General features: G+C 30.9%; 22 protein-coding genes and 5 pseudogenes. 22 read left to right on the top strand and 5 right to left on the bottom strand.

Going from position 1 to position 23,305, the window contains the following annotated elements; translation table 11 throughout:
• The first annotated feature begins 70 nt into the window (after nucleotides 1-70).
• On the top strand, nucleotides 71-1,720 hold the full coding sequence (gene ilvD, locus BR66_RS0113145; RefSeq protein ID WP_026883348.1) for a dihydroxy-acid dehydratase: 1,650 nt from the start codon (nucleotides 71-73) through the stop codon (nucleotides 1,718-1,720).
• Nucleotides 1,721-1,986: 266 nt separating this feature from the next.
• Here ilvD and BR66_RS0113140 read toward each other — a convergent pair whose 3' ends face one another.
• On the bottom strand, nucleotides 1,987-3,918 hold the full coding sequence (locus tag BR66_RS0113140) for an LTA synthase family protein (RefSeq protein ID WP_051624234.1): 1,932 nt from the start codon (nucleotides 3,916-3,918) through the stop codon (nucleotides 1,987-1,989).
• Between the two features lie 323 nt (nucleotides 3,919-4,241).
• Between BR66_RS0113140 and BR66_RS23830 the strand changes: the two genes are divergently transcribed.
• Nucleotides 4,242-4,544, top strand: coding sequence for an RDD family protein (locus BR66_RS23830; protein WP_051624233.1), 303 nt, complete (start codon nucleotides 4,242-4,244; stop codon nucleotides 4,542-4,544).
• Between the two features lie 141 nt (nucleotides 4,545-4,685).
• Nucleotides 4,686-6,038, top strand: coding sequence for a 23S rRNA (uracil(1939)-C(5))-methyltransferase RlmD (rlmD, locus tag BR66_RS0113130; RefSeq protein ID WP_026883346.1), 1,353 nt, complete (start codon nucleotides 4,686-4,688; stop codon nucleotides 6,036-6,038).
• 65 nt (nucleotides 6,039-6,103) lie between these two features.
• Here rlmD and BR66_RS23825 read toward each other — a convergent pair.
• The 4 genes and pseudogenes from BR66_RS23825 to BR66_RS23820 all read right to left on the bottom strand — a co-directional run bounded on the left by BR66_RS23825 (nucleotide 6,104) and on the right by BR66_RS23820 (nucleotide 8,278).
• Nucleotides 6,104-7,246 (bottom strand): annotated as a pseudogene (locus BR66_RS23825) (tyrosine-type recombinase/integrase).
• Nucleotides 7,247-7,263: 17 nt separating this feature from the next.
• Entirely contained in the window at nucleotides 7,264-7,473 is a 210-nt protein-coding gene (locus BR66_RS25250) for a helix-turn-helix domain-containing protein (RefSeq protein WP_156946288.1), read from the bottom strand.
• Nucleotides 7,474-7,544: 71 nt separating this feature from the next.
• Entirely contained in the window at nucleotides 7,545-8,006 is a 462-nt protein-coding gene (locus tag BR66_RS0113120; RefSeq protein WP_026883345.1) for an ImmA/IrrE family metallo-endopeptidase, read from the bottom strand.
• Between the two features lie 8 nt (nucleotides 8,007-8,014).
• Nucleotides 8,015-8,278 carry a hypothetical protein gene (locus tag BR66_RS23820; protein ID WP_207641261.1) on the bottom strand — a complete coding sequence of 88 codons (264 nt, stop codon included), beginning with the start codon at nucleotides 8,276-8,278 and terminating at the stop codon, nucleotides 8,015-8,017.
• Nucleotides 8,279-8,299: 21 nt separating this feature from the next.
• Between BR66_RS23820 and BR66_RS26830 the strand changes: the two are divergent.
• The 19 genes and pseudogenes from BR66_RS26830 to BR66_RS26820 form a co-directional block, all read left to right on the top strand.
• A pseudogene (locus tag BR66_RS26830) lies at nucleotides 8,300-8,422 on the top strand (IS3-like element ISDpr3 family transposase); the annotation flags it as partial.
• A 15-nt stretch (nucleotides 8,423-8,437) separates the two neighbouring features.
• Complete coding sequence (locus BR66_RS26825) at nucleotides 8,438-8,593, top strand: IS3 family transposase (RefSeq protein WP_084156515.1); 156 nt, start codon at nucleotides 8,438-8,440, stop codon at nucleotides 8,591-8,593.
• A 547-nt stretch (nucleotides 8,594-9,140) separates the two neighbouring features.
• Nucleotides 9,141-9,248 (top strand): annotated as a pseudogene (locus tag BR66_RS25240) (hypothetical protein); the annotation flags it as partial.
• Nucleotides 9,249-9,389: 141 nt separating this feature from the next.
• Nucleotides 9,390-10,025, top strand: coding sequence for a DUF190 domain-containing protein (locus BR66_RS0113105; protein WP_026883344.1), 636 nt, complete (start codon nucleotides 9,390-9,392; stop codon nucleotides 10,023-10,025).
• 291 nt (nucleotides 10,026-10,316) lie between these two features.
• A complete protein-coding gene (locus BR66_RS0113100; protein ID WP_026883343.1) occupies nucleotides 10,317-11,195 on the top strand; it encodes a radical SAM protein in 879 nt (292 codons plus the stop codon).
• A gap of 56 nt (nucleotides 11,196-11,251) precedes the next feature.
• Complete coding sequence (locus BR66_RS0113095; protein WP_207641260.1) at nucleotides 11,252-12,112, top strand: hypothetical protein; 861 nt, start codon at nucleotides 11,252-11,254, stop codon at nucleotides 12,110-12,112.
• A 170-nt stretch (nucleotides 12,113-12,282) separates the two neighbouring features.
• Nucleotides 12,283-12,549: a SemiSWEET family sugar transporter gene (locus BR66_RS0113090; protein ID WP_026883341.1), complete on the top strand. Its 267-nt coding sequence runs from the start codon at nucleotides 12,283-12,285 to the stop codon at nucleotides 12,547-12,549.
• Between the two features lie 110 nt (nucleotides 12,550-12,659).
• Complete coding sequence (gene tmk / locus BR66_RS0113085; protein ID WP_026883340.1) at nucleotides 12,660-13,316, top strand: dTMP kinase; 657 nt, start codon at nucleotides 12,660-12,662, stop codon at nucleotides 13,314-13,316.
• A 359-nt stretch (nucleotides 13,317-13,675) separates the two neighbouring features.
• A complete protein-coding gene (locus BR66_RS0113080) occupies nucleotides 13,676-14,677 on the top strand; it encodes a hypothetical protein (protein ID WP_026883339.1) in 1,002 nt (333 codons plus the stop codon).
• Between the two features lie 995 nt (nucleotides 14,678-15,672).
• Nucleotides 15,673-16,335: a CYTH domain-containing protein gene (locus BR66_RS0113070; protein WP_026883338.1), complete on the top strand. Its 663-nt coding sequence runs from the start codon at nucleotides 15,673-15,675 to the stop codon at nucleotides 16,333-16,335.
• A 111-nt stretch (nucleotides 16,336-16,446) separates the two neighbouring features.
• On the top strand, nucleotides 16,447-17,199 hold the full coding sequence (gene surE, locus BR66_RS0113065; protein ID WP_026883337.1) for a 5'/3'-nucleotidase SurE: 753 nt from the start codon (nucleotides 16,447-16,449) through the stop codon (nucleotides 17,197-17,199).
• Between the two features lie 192 nt (nucleotides 17,200-17,391).
• Nucleotides 17,392-19,500: an anaerobic ribonucleoside-triphosphate reductase gene (gene nrdD, locus BR66_RS0113060; protein WP_026883336.1), complete on the top strand. Its 2,109-nt coding sequence runs from the start codon at nucleotides 17,392-17,394 to the stop codon at nucleotides 19,498-19,500.
• A 113-nt stretch (nucleotides 19,501-19,613) separates the two neighbouring features.
• Nucleotides 19,614-19,915 (top strand): annotated as a pseudogene (locus BR66_RS24850) (4Fe-4S cluster-binding domain-containing protein).
• A 369-nt stretch (nucleotides 19,916-20,284) separates the two neighbouring features.
• Nucleotides 20,285-20,707 (top strand): VOC family protein, encoded by a 423-nt coding sequence (locus tag BR66_RS0113050; RefSeq protein ID WP_026883334.1) that lies wholly within the window; start codon nucleotides 20,285-20,287, stop codon nucleotides 20,705-20,707.
• Nucleotides 20,708-21,646: 939 nt separating this feature from the next.
• Nucleotides 21,647-21,862, top strand: a complete 216-nt coding sequence (locus BR66_RS0113035) for a hypothetical protein (protein WP_026883333.1) — start codon at nucleotides 21,647-21,649, stop codon at nucleotides 21,860-21,862.
• Between the two features lie 134 nt (nucleotides 21,863-21,996).
• Nucleotides 21,997-22,170, top strand: a complete 174-nt coding sequence (locus tag BR66_RS0113030) for a hypothetical protein (RefSeq protein WP_156946287.1) — start codon at nucleotides 21,997-21,999, stop codon at nucleotides 22,168-22,170.
• Nucleotides 22,167-22,625 (top strand): annotated as a pseudogene (locus tag BR66_RS23810) (Rrf2 family transcriptional regulator). Before BR66_RS0113030 ends, BR66_RS23810 begins: the two are co-directional and overlap by 4 nt.
• Before the next feature lie 243 nt (nucleotides 22,626-22,868).
• On the top strand, nucleotides 22,869-23,063 hold the full coding sequence (dmpI, locus tag BR66_RS0113020; RefSeq protein ID WP_026883331.1) for a 4-oxalocrotonate tautomerase DmpI: 195 nt from the start codon (nucleotides 22,869-22,871) through the stop codon (nucleotides 23,061-23,063).
• 130 nt (nucleotides 23,064-23,193) lie between these two features.
• Nucleotides 23,194-23,305 (top strand): NAD(P)-binding domain-containing protein (locus tag BR66_RS26820; RefSeq protein ID WP_035795678.1); only part of this gene is annotated, 112 nt, incomplete at its 3' end.

Raw genomic sequence — 23,305 nt, 5'->3', positions numbered from 1 at the left:
ATAGTGGTCTATAAATATAAGTCTAAAGACTTTTGTTTATAGACCACAAAATAATATGGAGGTAGCAAGTATGAAATCAGATAATGCTAGAAAAGGGCTTGAAAAAGCGCCTCACAGATCACTATTTAAAGCTCTTGGATTTATTGAAGAGGAAATGGAAAGACCATTAATTGGCATTGCAAGTTCTTATAGTGAAATTATACCAGGACATATGAATCTGGATAAAATCGTTGATGCAGTAAAAGCTGGTATAAGAATGGCTGGAGGAGTTCCAGTTGAATTTGGAACTATAGGGGTTTGCGATGGGATTTCCATGAATCATAAGGGAATGAGTTATTCACTTCCATCTCGTCAGATAATAGCAGATAGCGTAGAAATAGTTGCTAGTGCGCATGCTTTTGATGGTATAGTACTTGTACCAAATTGTGATAAAGTAGTGCCAGGAATGCTTATGGCAGCTGGAAGAATTGACATACCATCTATAGTAATCAGTGGTGGTCCTATGCTCGCAGGTAATACAAATGGTAAGACCACGGATTTAAGCACGGTATTTGAAGCAGTAGGAGCCGTTCAAGCTGGGACAATGACTGAGGAAGAACTTGAAGATCTTGAAAACACAGCATGTCCAACTTGTGGATCCTGTTCAGGCATGTACACAGCAAATTCTATGAACTGTCTTTCAGAAGTGCTAGGCCTAGCTTTACCTGGAAATGGAACTATTCCAGCAGTTTATTCTGAAAGAATAAGACTTGCTAAAAAGACAGGAATGAGAATTGTTGAACTTGTAAAAGAAGGTTTAACACCATCAAAGATATTAACAGAAGAGGCCTTTATGAATGCAATTACTGCAGATATGGCCCTTGGTTGTTCCACAAACTCATTACTTCATCTTCCAGCAATTTCTCATGAAGTTGGAATTACTATTGATTTTGATAAAGTAAATGAAATAAGTGAAAGAACACCAAATCTTTGTAGGTTAAGTCCAGCGGGACATCACCACATAGAAGAATTGTATTTTGCGGGTGGAATACCAGCACTACTTAACACTTTAACTAAAAAGGATTTGATAAACAAAGATTGTTTAACTGTTACAGGTAAAACAGTTTATGAAAACGTAAAAAATGCTAAAGTTAAAAATAATGATGTTATAAGAGATATTGATAATCCTTATAGCGTTACAGGCGGTCTTGTAGTTCTTAAAGGCACACTTGCTCCTGAAGGAGCAGTTGTTAAGAAAGCAGCTGTTGCACCTGAAATGATGAAGCATACGGGCCCAGCAAGGGTATTCGAAAGTGAAGAGTCAGTTTCAAAAGCAATACTTGAGGGAAAAATCAATGACGGAGATGTTATTGTTATAAGATATGAAGGACCAAAAGGCGGTCCTGGAATGAAAGAAATGTTATCGCCAACAGCATCTCTTGCAGGAATGGGAAAAGGAAAAACAGTAGCCCTTATTACAGATGGAAGGTTCTCAGGTGCAACGAGAGGTGCATGTATAGGTCATGTATCACCAGAAGCTGCTTGTGGAGGACCTATAGGTTTTGTAAATGAAGGAGATTTAATTGAAATAGACATAGAAAAGAAAATATTAAACCTTTTAGTTGATGAAGAAGAACTAAAAAAGAGACGCCCTGTTGCACCTAAAAAAGAAATAAAAGGGTATCTTAAAGGTTATAGTGAGAGAGTTTCTTCAGCAAGTAAAGGCGCAATCTTCGAATAAAGTTAAGAGTTAAGAGAGAAAAGTTAAAACACATTAAGGAAAAAGCAAAGACAAAAGACAAGAGGCAAGTGAAAAGTTAAGGGATATTTTCCGCTAGGGCGAAAAATTTAATAAAAAGGGAGCTAAGGAGATTGTGTAAACAATCTTCTTAGCTCCTATATTTGTCGATTATTCTGCGTCAGCAGAAAATCTTCATGAACTTGTCACTGTTGAAGGGTTTTCATATAACCAGTTTCTCTCAACATTGAAAGCATCATCGCACGATTTTATTTCTTCTTTGTAGCGTCTTCTTTAATAAAAGTCTTAAGCAAATTATGATTTAATATATCATCACTATACTCAAGTTGATTTAAAGTATTTGTTTTCATACCTTCTAGTTCTGGGGTTGAAGGAACCTTAGCTTTGGTTTTTTCGTCATAATATGTACCTGTAGAGGCAACATAAAAGTTAGTACCATTAGTGAAGGAACCATCTCTAAATGAGACTACATTAGTCTTAGTATTTAATAAATCTGTTCCAAACATATATTTTGTTTGAAGATTAAATAGATTAGCAATGGTTGGATAAAGATCTATCTGACCAGCTGGAAGGTTATTAACACCTTTGTTTGCATCATCTGGAAAATGAATCATCATTGGTACTTTTTGAAGTTCACTCCAGTCCAGATCCGTTGGATTTTTTATACCTACAGCATTATATAGGCCTTGAGCCTCATTTTTAGGAATAGCATAATGATCTCCGTAAAGTACAAGTATAGACTTTTTCAAAATTCCTGCCTTATCTAGCTTGTCTAGGAACATACCAATCTGTGTATCAGTGTAATGAATTCCATTCATGTAATCACCAACAAAACTGCCTTTATAATTTCCAAGGTCCAAGGTGTTACCATAACCCTTTTGATCATCATAAGGATAATGACTACTTAAGGTAATCATAAATGAATAATAAGGCTCTTTGTAAGTTTTTATCTTATCAAAAGTTTGATTAAAAAATGACTTATCACTTAAACCAAGACCAACTTGTTCGTCAACATTATATGCTTTTTCAGCATAATAGTTGTTGAAACTCTCAGCTTTATACATAACGTTTCTATTCCAAAAACCTTCCTGATAACCATTTAACGTAGTAGTAGAATATCCCTTAGTATTAAATTGCGCTGCTGTTGAATTAAGAGTATCTCCAGGATATAAATAATATGCAGCACCAGCAGCTGCTGGATATAAGGAATTAAGTGATAAAAACTCAGCATCTGAAGTAGTACCAGAAGCAACTTGGTAATAATAATTGTTAAAGTATAAACTTTTTCCTAGCCATTTGTTCAGGTTAGGAGTTATTTCCTGACCGTTGATGCTTTTACCAATAACAAACTGTTGTAATGCTTCTACCTGAATTACAATTAAATTTTTACCTTTACCATCATTTTTAAAAGTAACTCCTTTTGGAATATCATTTTTTTCTAAAAATTGTTTTATCTCTGTCTGTTTTGCTACAGGTACAGATTTCATATTAGCTATTTTAGTAGAGCTAACGTTATATGCATCTAAAAGATGGAAATTAACATCACCCAATGATTTGTCCAAATAAAGTCTGTTAAACATTGTACTTATGAGTCTTGGTTGTTCAATATTTAATTTATATATCCTTGTAGCGTCTATAGAACCACCAATGACAAATAAGATTAAAAAGAGCGCAAGTCTTTGTATAAGTTTGGGTTGAGTTCTTTTAGAATGTTTTGTATAAATTCTAATTAATGGAATCAATACAATACAATCAAGAAAAAATAGGAAGTCTGTAGGATATATAACATCCTTTAAACTAGCTGAAACTCCGCCTAGCATTACTCCATTTCTTATAACGGATATTGAAATTATATCTTTAAAATATCTGTAATAAGCTGTATCTGCAAATAGAATAAAACTTAAGAGGAAATTCACGATAAATAAAAATCTTGTTCTTCCTCTGTTTTTGAATATCAGTGAAATGCTTGCTAGTGCAATTACCGATGCAAAAACTGGAAGAAAGATAAAATTCACACTGAAATATTCTGGTGAAATCGTTTTGTCATATTTAATTGCCTTATAAGTAATAATTACAATAAAATAGATGATATCTATGTTATTAATGATGAATTTTCTTAAAAAGCTCAAAATCTTTGAATCTTTAATATTGTTTGGAACTTTGAAGTTAGTGATTTTCATTAACGTGCCTCCATTAAAATTAATATGATGATTGCAAAATTATAGTAGAACATTGTAAAATACAGTAATTACATGAAAACAGCAATCTTAAACAGTGTACAGTAAAACTATGTATTTCATAAAAACAAATTGTTAAAAGTTTATTAGAGTTAAATGTAAGTTAAATATTTAACTTACAACTAACAATTATAGAAAAAAAAACGTAGAACTTCAATAGTTAATAAATAAATATTTATTAACTATCCATATATAACTTATACTATTGCATAAAAAATGATATAATTTAATAGGAATACATAAATTTTAGGGAGGCAAATAAATAAATGAAAGAAAATAATAGTGAAATACAGGATGATAAAATAAATGTGAATGAAAGGGTTACCTTTTTACCTTCACTAATTTCTAGTATAGTGGATCAAGCACTTATAGCAGCAATAGCAGGTGTAGTTCTTTTTATTGCTAATTTTATAATGCAGTTTGCAGGTTATTACATAGCTGAAAAGTTACAAATGTTTATAATTTTATATGTAATATGTAATATAATTTACATATCCGTTTTTGAAGCTTCAAGATTATCAGCAACGCCAGGAAAGGTATTGTTAAAATCAAAAGTTGTGGCAAAATAATTAATGAAATTATTTTATTTGGGCATCTTGAAAAAATAACTAGTAAATATACTAGTCTATTCTGAAGAGATGTCTTATACTTTATTCCATAGCTAACATCTGTTTATAATCAAGAAAACTAAATTATCTAGGAGAGATTAAATGAAAGTAAATAAAGAAAAAGAATTTGATATTGTAGATATTGAATTCCCTGGAGTAGGAATTGCCTATTGTGAGGATAAAAAGATAAATATAAAAGGAGCAGTTCCGGGTCAAAAGGTACTGGCTGTAATTTCAAAGGCCAAAAAGGAATATGCCAATGCAAAATTAATCAAAATCTTGAACAAAATAGATGGAGAGATAGAATCCAAATGTGTTCATTTTGGAGTTTGTGGTGGATGTACTCATCAGTTTCTTGATTATAAAGAACAATTAAGATTAAAGGAAAAACAAGTATTAAAACTTTTTGAAGACGAAGAAATTGAGGACTTTAATTACCAAGGTATTGAACAAAGTCCAGAACAATTTGAATATAGAAATAAAATGGAATTCACCTTTGGTGATATAGAAAAAGACTCAGAACTTACTCTAGGCATGCATGCGAGAAACACAGCCTTTGGAGTAGTTACTGTAGATAAGTGTGCTTTAATTCATGAGGATTTTAAAACAATACTGAAAGCTGTTGTGGATTATTTTAAGGAGTTAGGACTTCCCTACTACAGGGTAGTTAAACATCAAGGATTTTTAAGAAATCTAGTTATAAGAAGGACAAAAAACACAGATGAAATTCTTGTAAATCTAGTAACAACTTCTCAAAACTCTTTTAACAAAGAAGAATTTAATAATTTGATAACAAACCTTCCACTAAAAGCAAAACTAGTTGGAGTTCTCTATACAATCAATGACCAGCTAGCCGGTACAGTAGCATCAGACACCGTGGAAATTCTTGAGGGAAGGGATTATATAGAAGAAAAAGTATTAGGCTTAAACTTTAAAATTTCACCTCTAGCTTTTTTTCAAACTAACACCTGGGGTGCTGAAAAATTATATGAAATTGTCATGGACTTTATGGGGCCAGCAGACTCAAAGGTTATCTTTGATCTTTATTGTGGCACAGGAACCATAGGACAACTAGCAGCAGGAAAAGCAAAACGAGTAATAGGTATAGAACTTATCGAAGAAGCCGTAAAAGCTGCCAATGAGAATGCAGTTTTAAATGGTTTAACTAACTGCAGCTTTATAGCTGGCGATGTAGCAAAGACCGTAAACACCATAGCCGAAAAACCAGATATAATAATCTTAGATCCACCAAGACCAGGCCTTCATCCAACAGCATTAAAATACGTTATAGATTTTAACGCAGATGAAATAATATACGTTTCCTGCAACCCAAAAACTCTGGTAGTGGATCTAAAAAAACTCATTTTTAATGGCTACAAAATAGATAAAGTTAAACTTATGGATATGTTCCCGCAAACGCCTCACGTTGAGACAGTGGTTAGATTAAGCAGATAAATAGCGGTTTTACGCTATATAACAATGAAATGATTTGTTGTTTGCCACCCATTTGCCACCATATTTTATTTGTTGGTGGCAAGCATATTTTCAAAAATATTCACAGTATCATTTCTCATTTTAGCCGTTACATGGGAGTAAGTATCCATTGTAGTGGCTAATTTGCTGTGTCCAAGACGAGCTTGAATATCTTTGGGTTCTGCTCCTGATTCTAAAAGCATAGTGGCATGTGTGTGCCTCAAAGAGTGAAAATGAAATCTGATTCCAAGTCCATAATTAACAACTCTGCTTAAATATTTCAATGAATCAGTTGTTATATTTTCTCCATTTTCTTTAGTACAAACAAAGTCTGTTTTTTTGTAATGGTCACCGTATTTTAATTTATTTTCTTTTTGCCATAATTGGTTACGCTTCAAAATGTCAACTAAGGTTTTCCCTATAGTTATAGTCCGATTAGAACTACTTGTTTTGGGTGTACCGAATCCCCATATACCTTTGCCTTTACCAATTAATATTTTTTCAACTTTTATAGTATTGTTTTCAAGGTCTATACAATCCCACGTTAATCCACAAACCTCAGCAGCTCTCATACAAGTGCTAAAAGCTATCTCCAATGGTATATAAAAATTGCTTCCCTGTGGAAATCGCTTAATTATTTTATTGAATTGCTTAAGTGTGATTACTTTTAAATCGTCTTTATCATTGGGTGTGTTATCAAATTTAGGCATTTTCACATATTGCATAGGGTTTTCTTTAATAAACTGATAAGGATATACTGCTGTCTTTAATGCTCACGAAAGAACACTATAAAAATTACCTAAAGAATTCTTAGCAAAACCATTTAAATACTTACTATTCAAAAATTCTTGCAATTTATCAGGAGTTAAGGCTTTAAGTTTATAAGCACCTAACAAAGGCTTGATATGGTTATCTATAACTATTCTATAGGCTTGTTGAGTATTGTATTTCAGATTTATTAATACATATTCTTTGTACCAATAGTCAAAATAATCAGCCACACTTATGTTACTTTCATCAACAATAGAACCGCATTTTTTAAATTCAGTCATTGCGTTTCTAAGTTCGTCATCGGCTTCTTTTTTAGTTCTAAAACCGCCTTTTTGTTTTTTCTTTCTTTTCCCATCTACCGTACCCATATCAAAATAGTATGACCAAGTATCTCCACGTTTTCTAGTTCCACCTTTCAATCTTATCAATCCTTTCTCTATAATATCTTAATATTATCTAAGTCAGTTAAATCTTTTCCACTGTTGTCTTTTAAAAATCTGAGTAGTTGAAATTTTGTTATCTTATATCTTCGAAGTTTTAAAGCTGTAAGATATTTCTTTTTAATAAGCTTATAAACCGTAGACGTCTTTACTTTCAATATCTCAGACATTTCTTCAACTGTGTATAAATAATCTTTCGTAAAAATTCATCTCCTTTAACGAACATATGTTCTGGGAAAAAGTAAAAAAATATATAGGTTACATATGTACTACCTCCTTAAATATAATTTTGCTTGGATTTAAACTTGTACAAAATCAACTCTTCTGGAACTCCATAATAATTGGCTAATTGGTTTGCACAAAGATTTTCTAAAGAATCTTTATCAATTTCGTTCTCATTAATTAATAATTCTGCTGCAAACTTGTTAGCTTCAGTTTCAAATTTCCCCCTTTGATAAAAAGTATGGTCATGGAGAAAAAAAGCATTATCAGAAGAATGAAATATAGCATGTCCTAATTCGTGTGCCAATGCAAATTCTTTGTCATGTTCACTATTAGCCTTTGTTAGGTTGATTACTATAAACTTCTTTCCTAATATCTTCTTGAAAAATCCTAGAGGCATGTTCCACGAAAGATACAGTTCGCATATTTCAATGCCTAAATTTTTTGCTAGTTTATATGGGCTACGTGTATTATATTTTCTTACAAGATTTCTTACTCTAACTTTATAATTAATCATAACGACACCTAATTTTTAGGGTTTCTTTTATTAAGAGTTTTAGCTTTCCAAAAGAGTTCTGACATTAAGTCTAGCATTTCTTTTTTTGAATCTTCATCTAGTTCATCATTCATAAAAAATGCTTCATTGGATTTCTTCATTTCTTCGTTGTACTGTTTTTTATCCCTAGAAGTTATCTTATATTTATCAACATATTCTTGATGAATAGTCATGTCTTGTTTATGCACGTTCTCATTATCATCAAAAAATTCATTTACTGAAACACCTAGCACGTTTGAAAGCTTGGATAATGTATCCGATTTTGGAGTAATCGTGGTTATCAGTATACCTCAAATGGATTTAAGGATAAATTAGATGCTGCCGGAATGACACAAAGCATGTCACGAGTGGGTAAATGTATCGATAATGGACAAATGTAAGGCTTTTGGGGAATACTCAAGTGTGAGAAATACTACTTGCACAAATATAATACATATGAGGATATATCTTACGCAATTGATGAATATATCAATTTCTATAATAATAAGCGATTACAAAAAAGATTAAAAGGCCTTAGCCCCATGGAATTTAGGGCTTTAGTCGCTTAACTCAATTTTATTATTTCAATTGTCTACTTGACAGGGTGCAGTTCATAATATCAAGTGTGTGGCCGATTTTTACACGTATGTCGGCTGTACACCCATATTGATTAGATTGATGACTATGTGGTTGTATCCATAATGGGTAAATGTAATTATACAGAAAATGTTTAAAATATAAAATTGAACATAATAAAAGCTATAAAGGTATTATAATTTTATAACCATTAATTTCTTGTAAAGGTACACTATTACGCAGATTTAAAAAGTGTGTAAAACTACCGTTGTAAAGCATAACAAATTATTTATGGATAAAAAATATATACCTTTATGAAGATGGTCTAAAGTCTATGCTGGTGTGATTCAGAATTATGTTAATGAGACTCCAAGAAAGAATAATACTGTAACCAATAATTTTGATTATTGGTTTTTTTTTTTTTTTGAAGGATTATATATATATTTATAGAATTATATTATTATGGTAAATTAAACAAATTCATGAGAAAATTGTAAGTAGCGCTGAAACATGCCATATGTTAAAGCGTTTACGGGAGAAGCAGGTTATACTACTATGATTTCTCACAAATCTGGAGAAACAGAAGATACATTTATTGCAGTAGGACTAAGTGTAGGTCAAATCAAAACAAGATCAATGGTGAGGACATAATGTATATCTAAACATAATCAATTTTTAAATAACTAAATTTATATATCATATATCATATATGGTGATAGAGTTTATATAACTGTTTTTATTCACCAATAGGATTTTTTATGACATATATAGGAGGTCTTCGTTAATACTATGAATAGTTTATTAAGAATAATAGTTGGAGAACAGGAATATAATGCTGACAATAATAATGTTTATAAATGGATAATGGAATTTTTATGGGAAAAAGGCTTTCCAGGACTTACAATTAGGCGTAGTGAACTAAGTCTTGATTATCAAAGTTGCATGCATTCATTTATACTTGAAGACATAGTATTTAATAATTTAGCTATTATTTTGGAGACAGTGGCTGATGATAGTCAAATAAGTAAAGTTAAACAAGAGCTTATTAAAAATATGCCACACGGCCAAGTGAGCGTAATTAATGGAATGGAGACAAAAGAAATGGGAAAATATGACTATTTTGCGATTAAAATCTATACTAAAGAAAATAATTTCTGGTTCAAAACGGAACAGTATGAAAAGGTTTTGAACTTTTTTCAAAAGAAAGATGTTATTTGGGCTACAGTTACGGAGGGTATTGTTGGATATGGTAAAGATAGAGTTATTCAAAAACAACGAATATTTTCTTTTAGTAAGAAAATGCCAATTGTAATAGAATGTGTTGTTCATACTAGAAATTTAAAAGATTTATTGGAAAAACTTAAAAACATTGTTGAGGAGGGAGTTATATTTACAACACCATTAGATATGATTATGAATAAATAGGAATAGAAAGTAATGGGGGGCTTTTTAACTAGGAGCAAAATATATAGTGATAGTCTCGCTGAACGAAATAAACAGAATGATGTACTTTTTATGTATTAATATTCGAATTTTTGTAATGACATTATATAACTTTTAACAAATTTCTATGAATTATATAAAAATTTAGTGTTATTGACAAAAAATAGAAATTATGATATATTTTATATATTAAATATTAATTTCCTAAAAATAGTATCTAATGGGGCTTACCTAACTATCTTTACAAAATTTGGAATTAAAGGAGGAAATATAATGAAACCTATTATTGTTGATTGGCAAATTACTTCTAAATGTACAAGGCATTGTAAGTTCTGTTATGGGCCACAAGAAGATCAAGAGATGTCAACCGCTGATATTTTTAAAATGGTGGACAATTTTGAAAATATTGGGGTTAAAGTCGTAGGCATAACAGGGGGTGAACCTTTAGTAAAAGAGGACATTTCAGAAATTTTGAAATACATTAAAGGTAAAGGTATGGCTATTTGTCTCTCTACTAATGGAGACTTATATAGAAAAAATAAAGATGCTATTTTAAAATATGTCGATACTATTGGGATACCAATTGAAAGTGCCACTCAAGATATTCATGATAGTCTAAGAGGGGATGGGAGTTTTGAATCAGCAAAGTATATGTTAGAAGATATTAGTAAGAATAGTGATATTAAATTTCGTATTGGGACGGTGGTTACAGAAACTAATTTTAGAGATTTGGGAAATATAGAGATTTTATTAAGCAAGTATAAGGATAGTATAATATATTGGAAATTGTACGAATATATTGTTTATTTTCCAGAAAAACAAAATACTACTATACGTGTTAAAGATAAAGACAAGGTGTTGAGCATAGTGGACAACCTTGGTAAGTATTTAGATAAAACTAGTATTATCTATGACACATTGGAAAAGAGGAACAATAGCTACTTTCTTATTAAGCCAAATGGTGATGTTTTTGTTCCAATTTTAAATAACGACGCTACGAATGAAAATGTTATAGGTAATGTTTTATATGAACCTGAAAAAGTGGTGGAGAAATGGCAGAATACCATTGATCCAGAAGGATATACCTGTTCACATAGATGTATATATAGGAAAAATGAACAATTAAGAACAAAATATATTGATTGTGTATAAAAATAGTTTTTTGTTCTTAGCATTTTGTATTAATCTGATGTATTAAAAGCGCAGTGATGGACGCAAACGATATTAAAAATTATGGAGGTGCGATAATGGTAAAAGAAAATCAAATTAAAGAACCTATATATTCAAGGAACGGAAACTTTGCAGTATTTAATCAACTAGGTGTCAAGCTCGATTTCAGTAATTCTACAAAGGATGAAGAATATTATGAATGGTTGGACAAAGCAATTAAAAATATAGGGCAATTAATCCCCGGGGCTGAGATTGCTGAAAAAGACGGTATCAGGATTGGAACCAGACTGAATACAGGTGTTTATTACGATACGGATGATTACCGTTTATTGAACAAGGGTATGGTTTTGAGAACTACCTGTGATGTTAAAACACATGCATTTTGTGCTTTTAAGTTAGATGAGACTGAGCAGAAAGTTAGACGCGACCATAGATATGTATTTGAAGGTGAGGCAAAAAGAACAATACAGAATTCGCCTACTTCTCCCAAAGCTATAGCTTTCGTCAAAGAATTGTTAGCTAGAAAAGACATTGAGCATCCCGGAACTCAACTTAAGGAGCTTACTGGAATAGTCGGCGAAGATTTATCACCTGCAATTTGCATTGAACAGCACCGACATCCTTTTTTTGTTTGGATTGATAAACGGGATGCTTTAAGATGTTCTATGGACCGTGTTAGTGTATACAATATGCGGCTCCCACTTGAGAAAAGAGAAAAATTTATGTTTAGTGAAATTGAAATACCAATATATCCACATGTTGATGATGATATGGTAAATGATCCGCGTTTGCATAAACTTATTGAAATTCTTTCAAATTCGCTTAAGGAGCAATTTAATCTCAATCTAATAACTGATTCAAAGTATCAACGAGCTGCTAAACTTTTAAAATTGTTATAATGAAAAGATATAGTAAGAATGTTATTTTTAAGCAAGAAGTCAGATATCTGTGAATGAACGATTGTCATATGTACATTTCCGGTATCGATTTCTTTATTCATAAAATAGTTTTTGATTTTTTTATAAATATCGTTGTTTTTAAAATTATGAAATAAATAAGGAGTATATAGATGGATAAAATCGAAATAATAGGTTTCGTGGCTGGTTTTGTAATGATATTTTCTTTTCTTCCACAATTTATTAAAACATATAAAACAAAACGAGCCAATGATCTTTCAAAGTTTATGCTGATATTGCAAATGACATGTATTTCACTATGGGTGGTATATGGGTTTTTCAAACAATCACAATCGCTTATTATTAGTAATTTAATTTCATTGATCATAGTGGTTTGTGTTTTTATAATGAAATTAAATTATGATCGGAAAAGCAAATAAAATCATTCTAAATTTAGTATAAATTCTTATGTAAAGAGTTTAAAAATATTTTATGAACCAATTTGAACAAGACTTAATTAAGTACTTTAAAATAAAAGGGGGTGTTACAAATGAGGGGATTGTTAATTAACCTAGAAGGATTAGATGGTTCAGGCAAACTTACACAAGCAAAAATGCTTAAACAAAGGTTACAGTCATTGGGATATGAGGCATATGTTTTCACATATCCCAAATATACATCAAAGTACGGTGAAATCATAAAAAAATTCTTGTTTAATAGTATAGATTTATGTGTTGAAGAACAGTTTCTGCTACATCTTTTGGATATGGTAAGAGATAAGGCTGAAATTAAGAAGCAACTAGAACTTGGTAACTTTGTTATCCTAGATAGATATTATCCATCTACAATAGCATACCAATGTTCAAATGGTTTTAACTTTGACAATGCTATTGAAATTATAAAAAATTTATCTCTTCCACTCCCATCAATTGTATTTTACCTGGATATAACACCAGATGAATCTTCAAGAAGAAAAAAACTACAAAATGGTGTTCTTGATAGGTTTGAAAAAGACACGAAGTTATTAAAAAATGTATCAATAATATATGAGAAGATAAGATGTAAGCAATTTTCAGAAAATAATTGGGCGAAAATTGATGCTTCAAAGACTCGGGTAGATATACATGAGCAGTTAATGCAAGCTATTTGTAATAGATGTGAACTATCAATAAATGAAAACAATAAAATATGGTCCTTTGATGAGTAGTAAGAATAGTGACATTAAGATTTGCACTGGGACAGTAGGTGGAGAAAAAAATTTAAGATTTAGAAAACATAAATTAAAAATTATACGAAAGCATTATTTATTTTCCAGGAAGTTAGAATACTAATTTAAACACTAAAATAAGGACAAACTGTTGAGTTTAGTAAACAATTTTTGTAAGTATTTAGATAAAATAATTGTCATAGAGGAATATTACCAATGAGCGGCTAAACTTTTAAATCCATCATAATGAAAAATATTTAATAAGAATGTTGTTTTTAAGCAGGAAACTAGGTATATTTTGATGAATATCATATAACTTTGGGTAATTCAAAAAATAAATAAATAGTAAAGGAGCTGGATTGCTAAAATTGAAAACCATAGGCTCCAGGATTGTTGATTCAGTATTTCATTCAAAAACGCATTTAATAGAAAATTTCAATTGCAGTACGGATAAACAAAATCAGTTACTTATGTTCATAAAGCCGGAAGTATTTTTTATGAATTGTGAAAGAAAAACAGCTAAAGTTGTCAATACAATAATTGAAATTCTTGATAGTTATGAAGCCGATATAGCGGGGGTTTATAATTTTTCAGGAAAAGGAATTCGTGAAACAAAGATGTTAGATCGACATTTCGGATTAATAAACATTATGTCGAGAAAATCTTCAAAATTACTCAACTTCAGAGAAAAATCAGATATTCGTAAGACACTTGGAGCAGATGAATCAATACCAATTCGTGGAGGGCATGAGTATTTGGGAGAAAATGAATCAATGAGCACTTCAGAATTAAACGGTGTATGGATGTCGAGAGAAATTGTTAAAATTAGAAATGGCTTGTATGTTCAAAAAAATAAGATAAAAAGCCAAGATATCATTTTAGTTAATGGTTTTCACCCAGCGCAGTTAAATCATTTCACAAAAGCTGGTCGACATACAATAGTACTTTTGATTAATTCTAATTTTCCTTGGAGGATAATGAGAAAATATATGTTAGGTAACACATTCCCAGAAAAGGCTGAGAGTGGCTCTATGCGCAATATAATGTATAACAATGCTAATGAATTTGGATTAGAGAAAGTGAATGTAGCTAATAACTGTATTCACCTATCAGCGGGTCCTTTTGAAGCAATGAGTGAAATTTTTAATTTTTTACAATATATCAAGGGCACAGAATTTTCTCTTTCCAAGTTAAACATTGCAGAAGCATTGAAAAGATCAGGAATGCACGATAATGATTGTGAAGAAGCCATTAAAAATCCTGAAATACTGATAGACGGACAAAAAATGCGCCTTTTTGATGTTACTGAGAGACTTGATACATATGAATCTATAGATTTATTTAAAAAAGGCAGACAGTAAATAACAGGAGATGTACAAGTTATAATATACTAGATATTATTAGCAAATTAGAAAATGAAAACAGAAAGCTTAAAGAACAATTAGTCCTGATAAGAGGTAAAGTGTATGAAAAATCATGATGTTAAAAATCTATCATCCTCTTTTCCACAACTAAAATCTGATTTAGAAAATGTCCTTTTTCTGGAAGCTTAGAATTAAATTCAGAAGATAAAAGTATTATTGATGCAATTGAACTAAAGGGTAAGAAATTTCACCATAAAGTCATATGTGTTTTAGAAAGTGATTTAACCATTGGCGATACAGATGTTGATGTTACAAGTTATGTATTTACAGATAACAAATTTGAGCCTTATGAGTGGGATGGAAACCTAGTAGTTATTTTAATCATACTTGTAAGTTAAATGAAAATTAAAAGGAGTTCTAGGTGTTGTATCGAGCAACACCCAATTGGGATTATTACTCCAGTTGATCTAATAATAAAATCGGGGGTTGCCTATTTGCCTTTATTTAATTCAAAGGCTGAATGAATCAAGAATCAACACGTTCATCAAAAACATCGATGTAAAAATAGCTGAGGATGTTGTGAGTGCACTTTTAATATCCGTTAAAGAAGAATACCTTTAAAAAAATACAGTTCAAATCATGATGAAATATCCCCTCAACAAAAGGCCAGTGGTAGATCACACCGGAAAACCAGTGGCATTATTTTCTGGTGTGATAAGCGACCCCGCTTTAACTAAAAACTAGGACGTCAATTCAAAAAATTGTTGAAACACACCCATGCTCAAATAGCCGCGGAAGTGATGATAAAGACACAAGTTGCCATCAAAGATGAAGCAACATCGATTAGGCCATTAAACAGGAGGAGGAAGAAAGATTGAAATGGTTACCTGCTATAGATTTCCAATCAATACTTAAATGGATGATCAGCTGGGATTCGTTATTATAAACGATATTGAAATTACGAATATAATCAAAAGAGGGGATATAATAGTATGGAAAATATTGAAAGAGAGATCAAATATCAGTTATGTAAAGAAGACTTTGTTAAATTCAATAATTACTTGAATAAGGAGCATATCTTTGTTAGTAAAGGTGTACATAGGAACTATTATATTGATAGTAATGATTTATATTTAAAAAACAAAGGGGTTTCAGTAAGAATTAGAGAAATATTCAATAAAAGGTATGAGTATACCGTGAAAATGACAATGAAAGAAGTATCTGGAAATATACATATAAAAAAAGAATATACGATTGAGTTAGAAAAAACGATTGCAGAAAAAATATTATTTGATGGCAATTTGAATAGTTACGAATATTTAATAGAACCTATTATTAAATATGTAGGAGGACAAACAGACACTTATAAAGGGTTATCAATTATAGGGTTTATGGAAACTGAGCGATTGTTTTATTTATTCGGTGATGAAATAGATCCAATTAACGTAGATAAAAGCGTATATTTGGGAGTCGATGATTATGAAATAGAGTGGGAGACTAATTCAAACAGTTTGTATAAGCTTACAAATGCTATTAACTTATTAAACATTATTCCATTAGAAAATCATGAGTCTAAGAATGCTCGTTTTCTTTCTGTATATAAAGAATTAAACCAAACAACCAGCGTTATTGAATCAAGTGAATTAAATCTTTAATAATCGTCAATATTATCTTGGTTCATTACGTAATAAGGCGTATTTCTCTGTTATAAGGGACATGAAAAGAGGTAAAAAATTGGTTACTACTTACCCATAGGAGGAAATAAAATGAGGTTATTGTTGACAAACGATGATGGTATAAATGCAAGAGGAATATATTATTTAGCAAAAGAGCTCCAAAAATACCATGAAATAATTATCGTAGCACCAGATAATGAAAGAAGTGCATGTGGACATTCAATAACACTTACAAGGCCACTTATTGTCAGGGGAACTAAGCTAAAAGGGCTAAAGTCAAAAGCTTTTAGTGTAGATGGGACGCCAGCTGATTGTGTAAAAGTTGCCATTAATAAACTTATTGACGGTAAAATAGACATGGTGATATCCGGAATTAACAAAGGGTTAAATTTAGGTGCAGATATCTTATATTCTGGTACTGTTTCTGCAGCAATTGAAGCTTCCATATATAAAATACCATCCATGGCTATATCTATGGAGATTGAAAAAGGTATTGAAAATTATGATATGGCGTCTATATATGTTGGACAATTACTACGTAAGGCTAAAGAAAATAATATTAAAAATGACATGGTACTAAATGTAAATATACCCTTAATAAAGGAGAATGAAATAAAAGGATTTAAAGTATGTAAAATAGGTAGTACATGGTATAACAACAGTTATATCGAAACTGATAGAAAAAATAATGAAACTCAGTACGAAATTAAGGGCGCATTAAAAGATATTTATGAGGAAGATTCTGACACAATCTATTTTAGAGAGGGATATATCACTGTAACTCCGCTACATTATGATTTAACTAATTTTAAAATATTAAAGGATGTAAGTCAATGGTTTTGATTTCTAATTACATATTTGTAGTAACTAAATTTTTGAAATAGTCTTAAAATTCAAGGTTTAGCCAATAATTTTCAAAAAGCTCGGGTTGGTTTGGGAGCATTTCATAAGATAAATTAGTTATAATATTGATACAAAATTTTTACTGTGTATATTTAGCAAATTAAAAGATATTGTATTAGGGAGGTTCAAAATATGATATATGTCGTCAAAAGAGATGGACGAGAGGTACCATTCAACTCAATAAAAATTACAAATGCTATAGAGAGAGCAACGGATGGAACCTCTTATAATATTAAAAAAAGTGAAATTATAGAGCTAACGCAAAAGGTTATGCAAAGAATTGAGACTCTTGATAAAAAGCAACTTTATGTTGAGGAAATACAGGATATTGTTGAAAAAGTACTTTTAGGAAATGGGTATACGCTTATTGGAATAGCTTTCTCTGATTATAGACAAGAACGGAATAAAACTAGAGGAATAAAATCAGACTTGATGAAATTTATAGAAAAAATTGGAATAGAGACCGACAGAGATAATGCTAATGTGGGCAATAACTATAGTTCTAAGTTACTTAGAATTGCTAGCGAATCTAACAAATGGCATAATTTATCTATTATGCCTAAGTATCTATCAAAGGCACATGAAAATGGCGATGTATACTATCATGATTTAGATAGTTATAACTTAACTATAAATTGCCTACATATCCCAACAAAAGAAGTTTTAGAAAAGGGGTTTAATACAGACTATGGATATATAAGAAAAGCAAAGGGAATAGTGTCCGCAGCAGCGCTTTCATGTATACTACTTCAATCAACGCAGAATGATATGTTTGGAGGACAGTCTCATCCAAATTTTGACAATGATATGGCGTCATTTGTAAAATATACACGGCAGGAAATTATACAAGAAATTATAGAGCTAGGTGTAGATGAGAACAAAATTGAAGTTCTGGCAGAACGTAAATTAAGAAAAAGCATAGAACAATCTATGCGGGGAATAGTATATACCGTAAATACTATGCACAGCAGAATGGGTTCACAAGTGCCTTTCAGTTCAATGAATATTGGGATACCAGAATCTAAAGATGCGGCACTAGTGTGTGAAATATTTTTAACTGAATATGAAAAAGGACTTGGAAAAGGAGAACAACCGATATTCCCCAATATAATTTTTAGAGTTAAAAAAGGGGTCAATAGAGAAAAATCTGATCCATATCATTACTTATATACGCTAGCTTGTCGCGTTGCTAGTAGGAGAATGAATCCTACTTTTATGAATTTAGATTCTGATTTTAATAAATTTTACTATGATCAAGGGATTATACCGGCAACAATGGGGTGTCGCACTTATGTTTGTTCTAATGTAAATGGAGAAGAAGGACCCAAAGGGAGAGGAAATATTGCTCCTGTGACTATAAATCTTCCTAGAATCGGCATATTAGCTAAGGGAAGTGTAGATGAATTCTATAAATTACTTGATAATAAGTTACAAATTGCTAGAGAATCACTTATGCATAGATATGATGTGCTAAAAAAGCTTAAGGTTAAAGATTTACCGTTTGTGGCTGGACAAGGTCTTATATTAGGGAGTGAAGGTTTAACAGCTTGCGATTCAATAGAACCTATTTTAAAAAATGGATCATGGTGTATTGGTTTTATAGGTCTTGCTGAAACGCTAGTTGCCTTAACGGGTAAACATCATGCAGAATGTGAGGAATCTAGAAAATTAGGTGTTGAAATAATAGCTTATATTAGAAATTATACTGACAAGTTAACAGAGGAAACTAAGCTTAATTGGAGTACCTATGCTACACCAGCTGAAGGACTAAGTGGTAAATTCGTACTTAAAGACAAGGCTTTGTTTGGTGAAATACAAGGGGTTACTGATAAAGTATATTATACAAATAGCTATCATGTTCCGGTTAAATATCTAATATCCATTAAGGAGAAAATAGATATTGAAGCACCTTATCATAAGTTATGTAATGGTGGACATATTAGTTATATAGAACTTGATGATTATCCAACAGGAGAAATTATAATGGACATATTAGATTACGCATATAAGCAGACAAACATTAGTTATATGGGAATAAATTTTCATATAAGATATTGTAAAGACTGTGGATCATATCTTCAAAGCGGAGCTAATAAATGTATGAAATGTGGAAGCCGTAATATACAAGGAATTTCAAGAGTAACAGGCTACCTAAGTTTGGATGAGAGATTTAGTAGTGGGAAAACGGCAGAGAGATCAGATAGAATATCTCATACTACAAATCATACTACTACTTACTAAGAATAAAACCAAATGTCATAAAAATAATGAACATTATAAGATATAAGGTGGTGTATTAAGTGAAAATTCAAGTAGGTGGTTTTTTAGACAATTCATTAGTTAATTGTCAGGGAATGAGATCGGTAATCTTTGTATCCGGATGCATGCGCAGTTGCTTTATCAAAGCTGTCTGAGGGAATCAGAGGGCAAGGATTAAATATTTGGTGTTATAGTGGATACACATTTGAAGAGCTAATACATAGCAGAGATAGAAGTAAGATAAAACTACTAAGATTTATAGATGTACTTATAGATGGTAAATTTGATGAAAAACTTAAATGTAGGCGCTAGTAAATATACTGGTTCCTCAAATCAGAGAATAATTGATGTAGGGAGAAGTATTTTAGATGATAAGATTATATTGTGGGGTAAATAAATATAGTATTCAAATAATAAACAAAAATAGAATATGATTATTCAGTAAATTAAAGAAAACTTTAATATTAATTTAGTAAGAGTGGGTTTTGTATATATAATGATTATATAGTTGTACACTAAAGCATTTCTTATTGACTCTATATCAAGAAAAGAGTCTTATATTTATGATATGTGGAATTCATTTATACTCTTGATATATAAGATGTTGCGGTATGAAATAGGCAATTATTATTCATAATGTTTGTCAAAAACATGTCATAATTCTTTTTTAATTCCTATTGTTATACATTTATGTTATAATTTAATTGCGATATATAAGATGATTTAATATGCAGTAGTATTTTTTATAAAAAGGGAGGTAAATAAAATGATACAATCTGTTGTACACATTGCGTTAGTGGTCAAAGACTATGATGAAGCAATTGAATTTTACACAAAGAAACTTCATTTTGCATTAATTGAGGATACATATCAGCAAGAACAAGATAAACGTTGGGTTGTAGTGTCTCCGCCAAGTTCGTCAGGAACCACAATATTACTTGCAAGAGCTTCCAAACCTGAACAACTATCGTTTATTGGAAATCAGTCAGGAGGACGGGTTTTCTTATTTCTTGGAACAGATGATTTTTGGAGAGACTATAACGAAATGATATCAAAAGGTATTGAATTCATTAGAGAACCTAAAGAACAATCATATGGTACAGTTGCAGTATTCAAAGATTTATACGGAAACCTATGGGACTTGGTTCAGTTTAAAGAAAACCATCCAATTGCACAAAGAGTAAAATAAGTATAATCTACAGTAAACTTAATACATAATGTTCATATAATATGTATTAAATATAAAAGTGAGAAATAACATTATAAAGCTGTCCTAAATTATATATTTATGTTCGTTAATGTAAAATATTTTGCACAAAACTGAAAAAAAGGTGGCACATATATGGTGAGCGTTGATTACTATTTGTATGTTAAAGTATATTTGTGGTTGAAAAAAAATATGTTCTAGCTGTTAGTTGAAATTTCAGTCATGTAAACATACCTACTATATATTAAATTGTAGATATATCAACTAAACTATCTAACAATTGGGAAAATCATCCACCACCAATTATAGCGGTGGATGATTTTTTTTAACATTTATTAAAGTTATCATTAATAATCCCTTATAATTAAACAAAATATATATGACTACTTAAATTCAGAAGATCGACTCTTATGAATTTAAGTTATATAGGTGTAAAGCGGATTTTACCTTGATAAAGATATGTGTAGGTCTAATCAAATCCTTATCAGGACTGAAATATACGAATTAATTGAAGCAAGTCATTCAACTAAGTGTGTAAAAAATAAAGAAAAATAAAACAGGATGAAATCCGACATGGAGAAAAAACATAAAAATGGTGAAAGAAAAAAGCAATGAATTGCAAATAACTATAAATATAGCAAAATAGGTTGAAGAAAACGAAAATGAGGAGGGCAAATATGACTAATTCAAAGCAAAAGGGTGCTCGCGGCGAATGTGAATTATCATCTAAATTAAAAGAGTATGGCTATAGCACTAGACGCTGACAACAATATTGTGGAGCCAATGGTGATGCCAACGTTGTGGGGGTAAATGCCTACAGTATTCCAGAGAAAAGATAGATATGAATGGCTGGTAACTATGAGATTAGATGATTATATGAAAATGTATAGAGCTTATGAAGAATTAAAAAGGGCTACGTGAATGAAATTTACAGGTGACCCAAGCAGCAAATATTTTTTTAATCCGGGAAAGCTTGATGAAGATATTAAAAAGAATCAGGAGAAGATTCGGCAGAGAAGAAAAATAATATATGAAATATTAATAGAGCTCATTAACTTGGATACATTTCAGAAAGAAAACTATAACTTACTAATTGAAGAATTAATCAAAATTAAAATAGAAAATGAATTTTATTAATGGTTACAAATATTAAAATATTGTAGTGTTCAAAAAATGAATTATACGGTGTTTTTTATTAGGAAAACATCATGATAAATTATGGAGTATTACAAGAGAAGCTAAAGAATTAGCCTGGGATGCAGTTACAAAACATGCAAAAGCAGCTGGAAGAGTGGGAGAATATTCAGCGTATAATATTGTCACTTGCTCTTAAATCAACAACTCAGAGTATTATAATTGGAAAGCTTACTAGCCCCAAAATAAAAGCTATTGACAATTGTGTTGGATGTAACTACAATGATTACAATCGGAGGCTAAAAATATGAAAATAAGTAGTAGGTTTTCTGTTGCAGTCCACATGTTATCCTTGTTGTATATTGGAAAAGATTTAGTTTTTACTTCAGAAGTTATCGCTAGCAGTGTAAACACAAATCCTGTAGTTATTCGGAGAGTTACAGGAATGTTAAAAAAGGCTGGATTAGTTAGTGTTAATGCAGGTTGTGGTGGAGCTAATCTTTTGAAGCCAATAGAAAATATAACTTTATTAGATGTATATAAAGCAGTTGAGGTTGTTAAAGAAGGGCAACTATTTAAGATACATGAAGATTCCGATTCCACCTGTGCTGTAGGATCAAAAATTCATTTTGTTCTTGAGTGAGTTTTACATCGTACAGAGACAGCTATGGAGATGGAACTCAAGAAGGTTACAATAGCATATATAGTTGAAGATATATTAAAATTAAATAGAGACTGTGAACAAAAAAAACATCTAGGGCTCTAGATGTTTTTTTTGTTTACAATCTCTAATGTTTTAAAATACTTTTGATATTCTTCTGAGATATACGGTAAGGTTGTAATATTTTTTTAAAATCTATTGACAATTATTATGGATGTAACTATAATAGTTACATAGAGTAGCTGTAACCAAGATAGTTACATTAATTTAGTAACTATGAAAATAGTTTTGAATTAAACAACTATTGTAAATAATAATAAAATAAAATTAGTTGAAGGAGATGCATTTATGCCAGTAATTAGAGTTACAATGGGAAAAGCTAATGTTGAAATGAAAAAGATGTTGATTGAGAAATTAACTTCTGCAGCAGTTGAGGTTACAAAAGCTCCTGGGAGTGTTTTTACTGTCCTTATTGAAGAGCTTGAGCTTGACAATATGGGTGTCGGTGGTCAGACGTTAGCTGAAATACACCACAATAAATAGTCTTTTAGAGGTCTAGCTGGAATGTCCATAGATTGTGTGAATAAAATTTATGGAAGTATAATAATAGAATTATTGTAAATAATAATAAAATTAGTTGTAACTATAATTGTTACAAAAGGAGATTAACATTATGAAAATAGGTATTATAGGTTCAGGAAATATAGGCACTGCAGTGGGCAAGAAAGTAGTCGAGGCAGGACATGAATTGATTATTAGTAATAGTAGAGGACCTAAAACATTAG

The organism is Clostridium akagii DSM 12554, assembly GCF_000686725.1.
Classification (GTDB): Bacteria; Bacillota; Clostridia; order Clostridiales; family Clostridiaceae; genus Clostridium_I; species Clostridium_I akagii.
This window is presented reverse-complemented; position numbering and strand designations above follow the sequence as displayed.

Bases quoted from the DNA above. Each gene is read 5' to 3' on its own strand.
- BR66_RS0113050 (WP_026883334.1), top strand. From the start codon at position 20,285: ATGATACAATCTGTTGTACACATTGCGTTAGTGGTCAAAGACTATGAT.
- dmpI (WP_026883331.1), top strand. From the start codon at position 22,869: ATGCCAGTAATTAGAGTTACAATGGGAAAAGCTAATGTTGAAATGAAA.
- rlmD (WP_026883346.1), top strand. From the start codon at position 4,686: ATGAAAGTAAATAAAGAAAAAGAATTTGATATTGTAGATATTGAATTC.
- BR66_RS0113120 (WP_026883345.1), bottom strand. From the start codon at position 8,006: ATGATTAATTATAAAGTTAGAGTAAGAAATCTTGTAAGAAAATATAAT.
- nrdD (WP_026883336.1), top strand. From the start codon at position 17,392: ATGATATATGTCGTCAAAAGAGATGGACGAGAGGTACCATTCAACTCA.
- BR66_RS23830 (WP_051624233.1), top strand. From the start codon at position 4,242: ATGAAAGAAAATAATAGTGAAATACAGGATGATAAAATAAATGTGAAT.
- BR66_RS0113070 (WP_026883338.1), top strand. From the start codon at position 15,673: ATGGAAAATATTGAAAGAGAGATCAAATATCAGTTATGTAAAGAAGAC.
- BR66_RS0113100 (WP_026883343.1), top strand. From the start codon at position 10,317: ATGAAACCTATTATTGTTGATTGGCAAATTACTTCTAAATGTACAAGG.
- tmk (WP_026883340.1), top strand. From the start codon at position 12,660: ATGAGGGGATTGTTAATTAACCTAGAAGGATTAGATGGTTCAGGCAAA.
- BR66_RS0113095 (WP_207641260.1), top strand. From the start codon at position 11,252: ATGGACGCAAACGATATTAAAAATTATGGAGGTGCGATAATGGTAAAA.
- ilvD (WP_026883348.1), top strand. From the start codon at position 71: ATGAAATCAGATAATGCTAGAAAAGGGCTTGAAAAAGCGCCTCACAGA.
- BR66_RS0113105 (WP_026883344.1), top strand. From the start codon at position 9,390: ATGAATAGTTTATTAAGAATAATAGTTGGAGAACAGGAATATAATGCT.
- BR66_RS0113140 (WP_051624234.1), bottom strand. From the start codon at position 3,918: ATGAAAATCACTAACTTCAAAGTTCCAAACAATATTAAAGATTCAAAG.
- BR66_RS0113090 (WP_026883341.1), top strand. From the start codon at position 12,283: ATGGATAAAATCGAAATAATAGGTTTCGTGGCTGGTTTTGTAATGATA.
- BR66_RS0113030 (WP_156946287.1), top strand. From the start codon at position 21,997: ATGCAAAAGCAGCTGGAAGAGTGGGAGAATATTCAGCGTATAATATTG.
- BR66_RS0113035 (WP_026883333.1), top strand. From the start codon at position 21,647: ATGAAATTTACAGGTGACCCAAGCAGCAAATATTTTTTTAATCCGGGA.
- surE (WP_026883337.1), top strand. From the start codon at position 16,447: ATGAGGTTATTGTTGACAAACGATGATGGTATAAATGCAAGAGGAATA.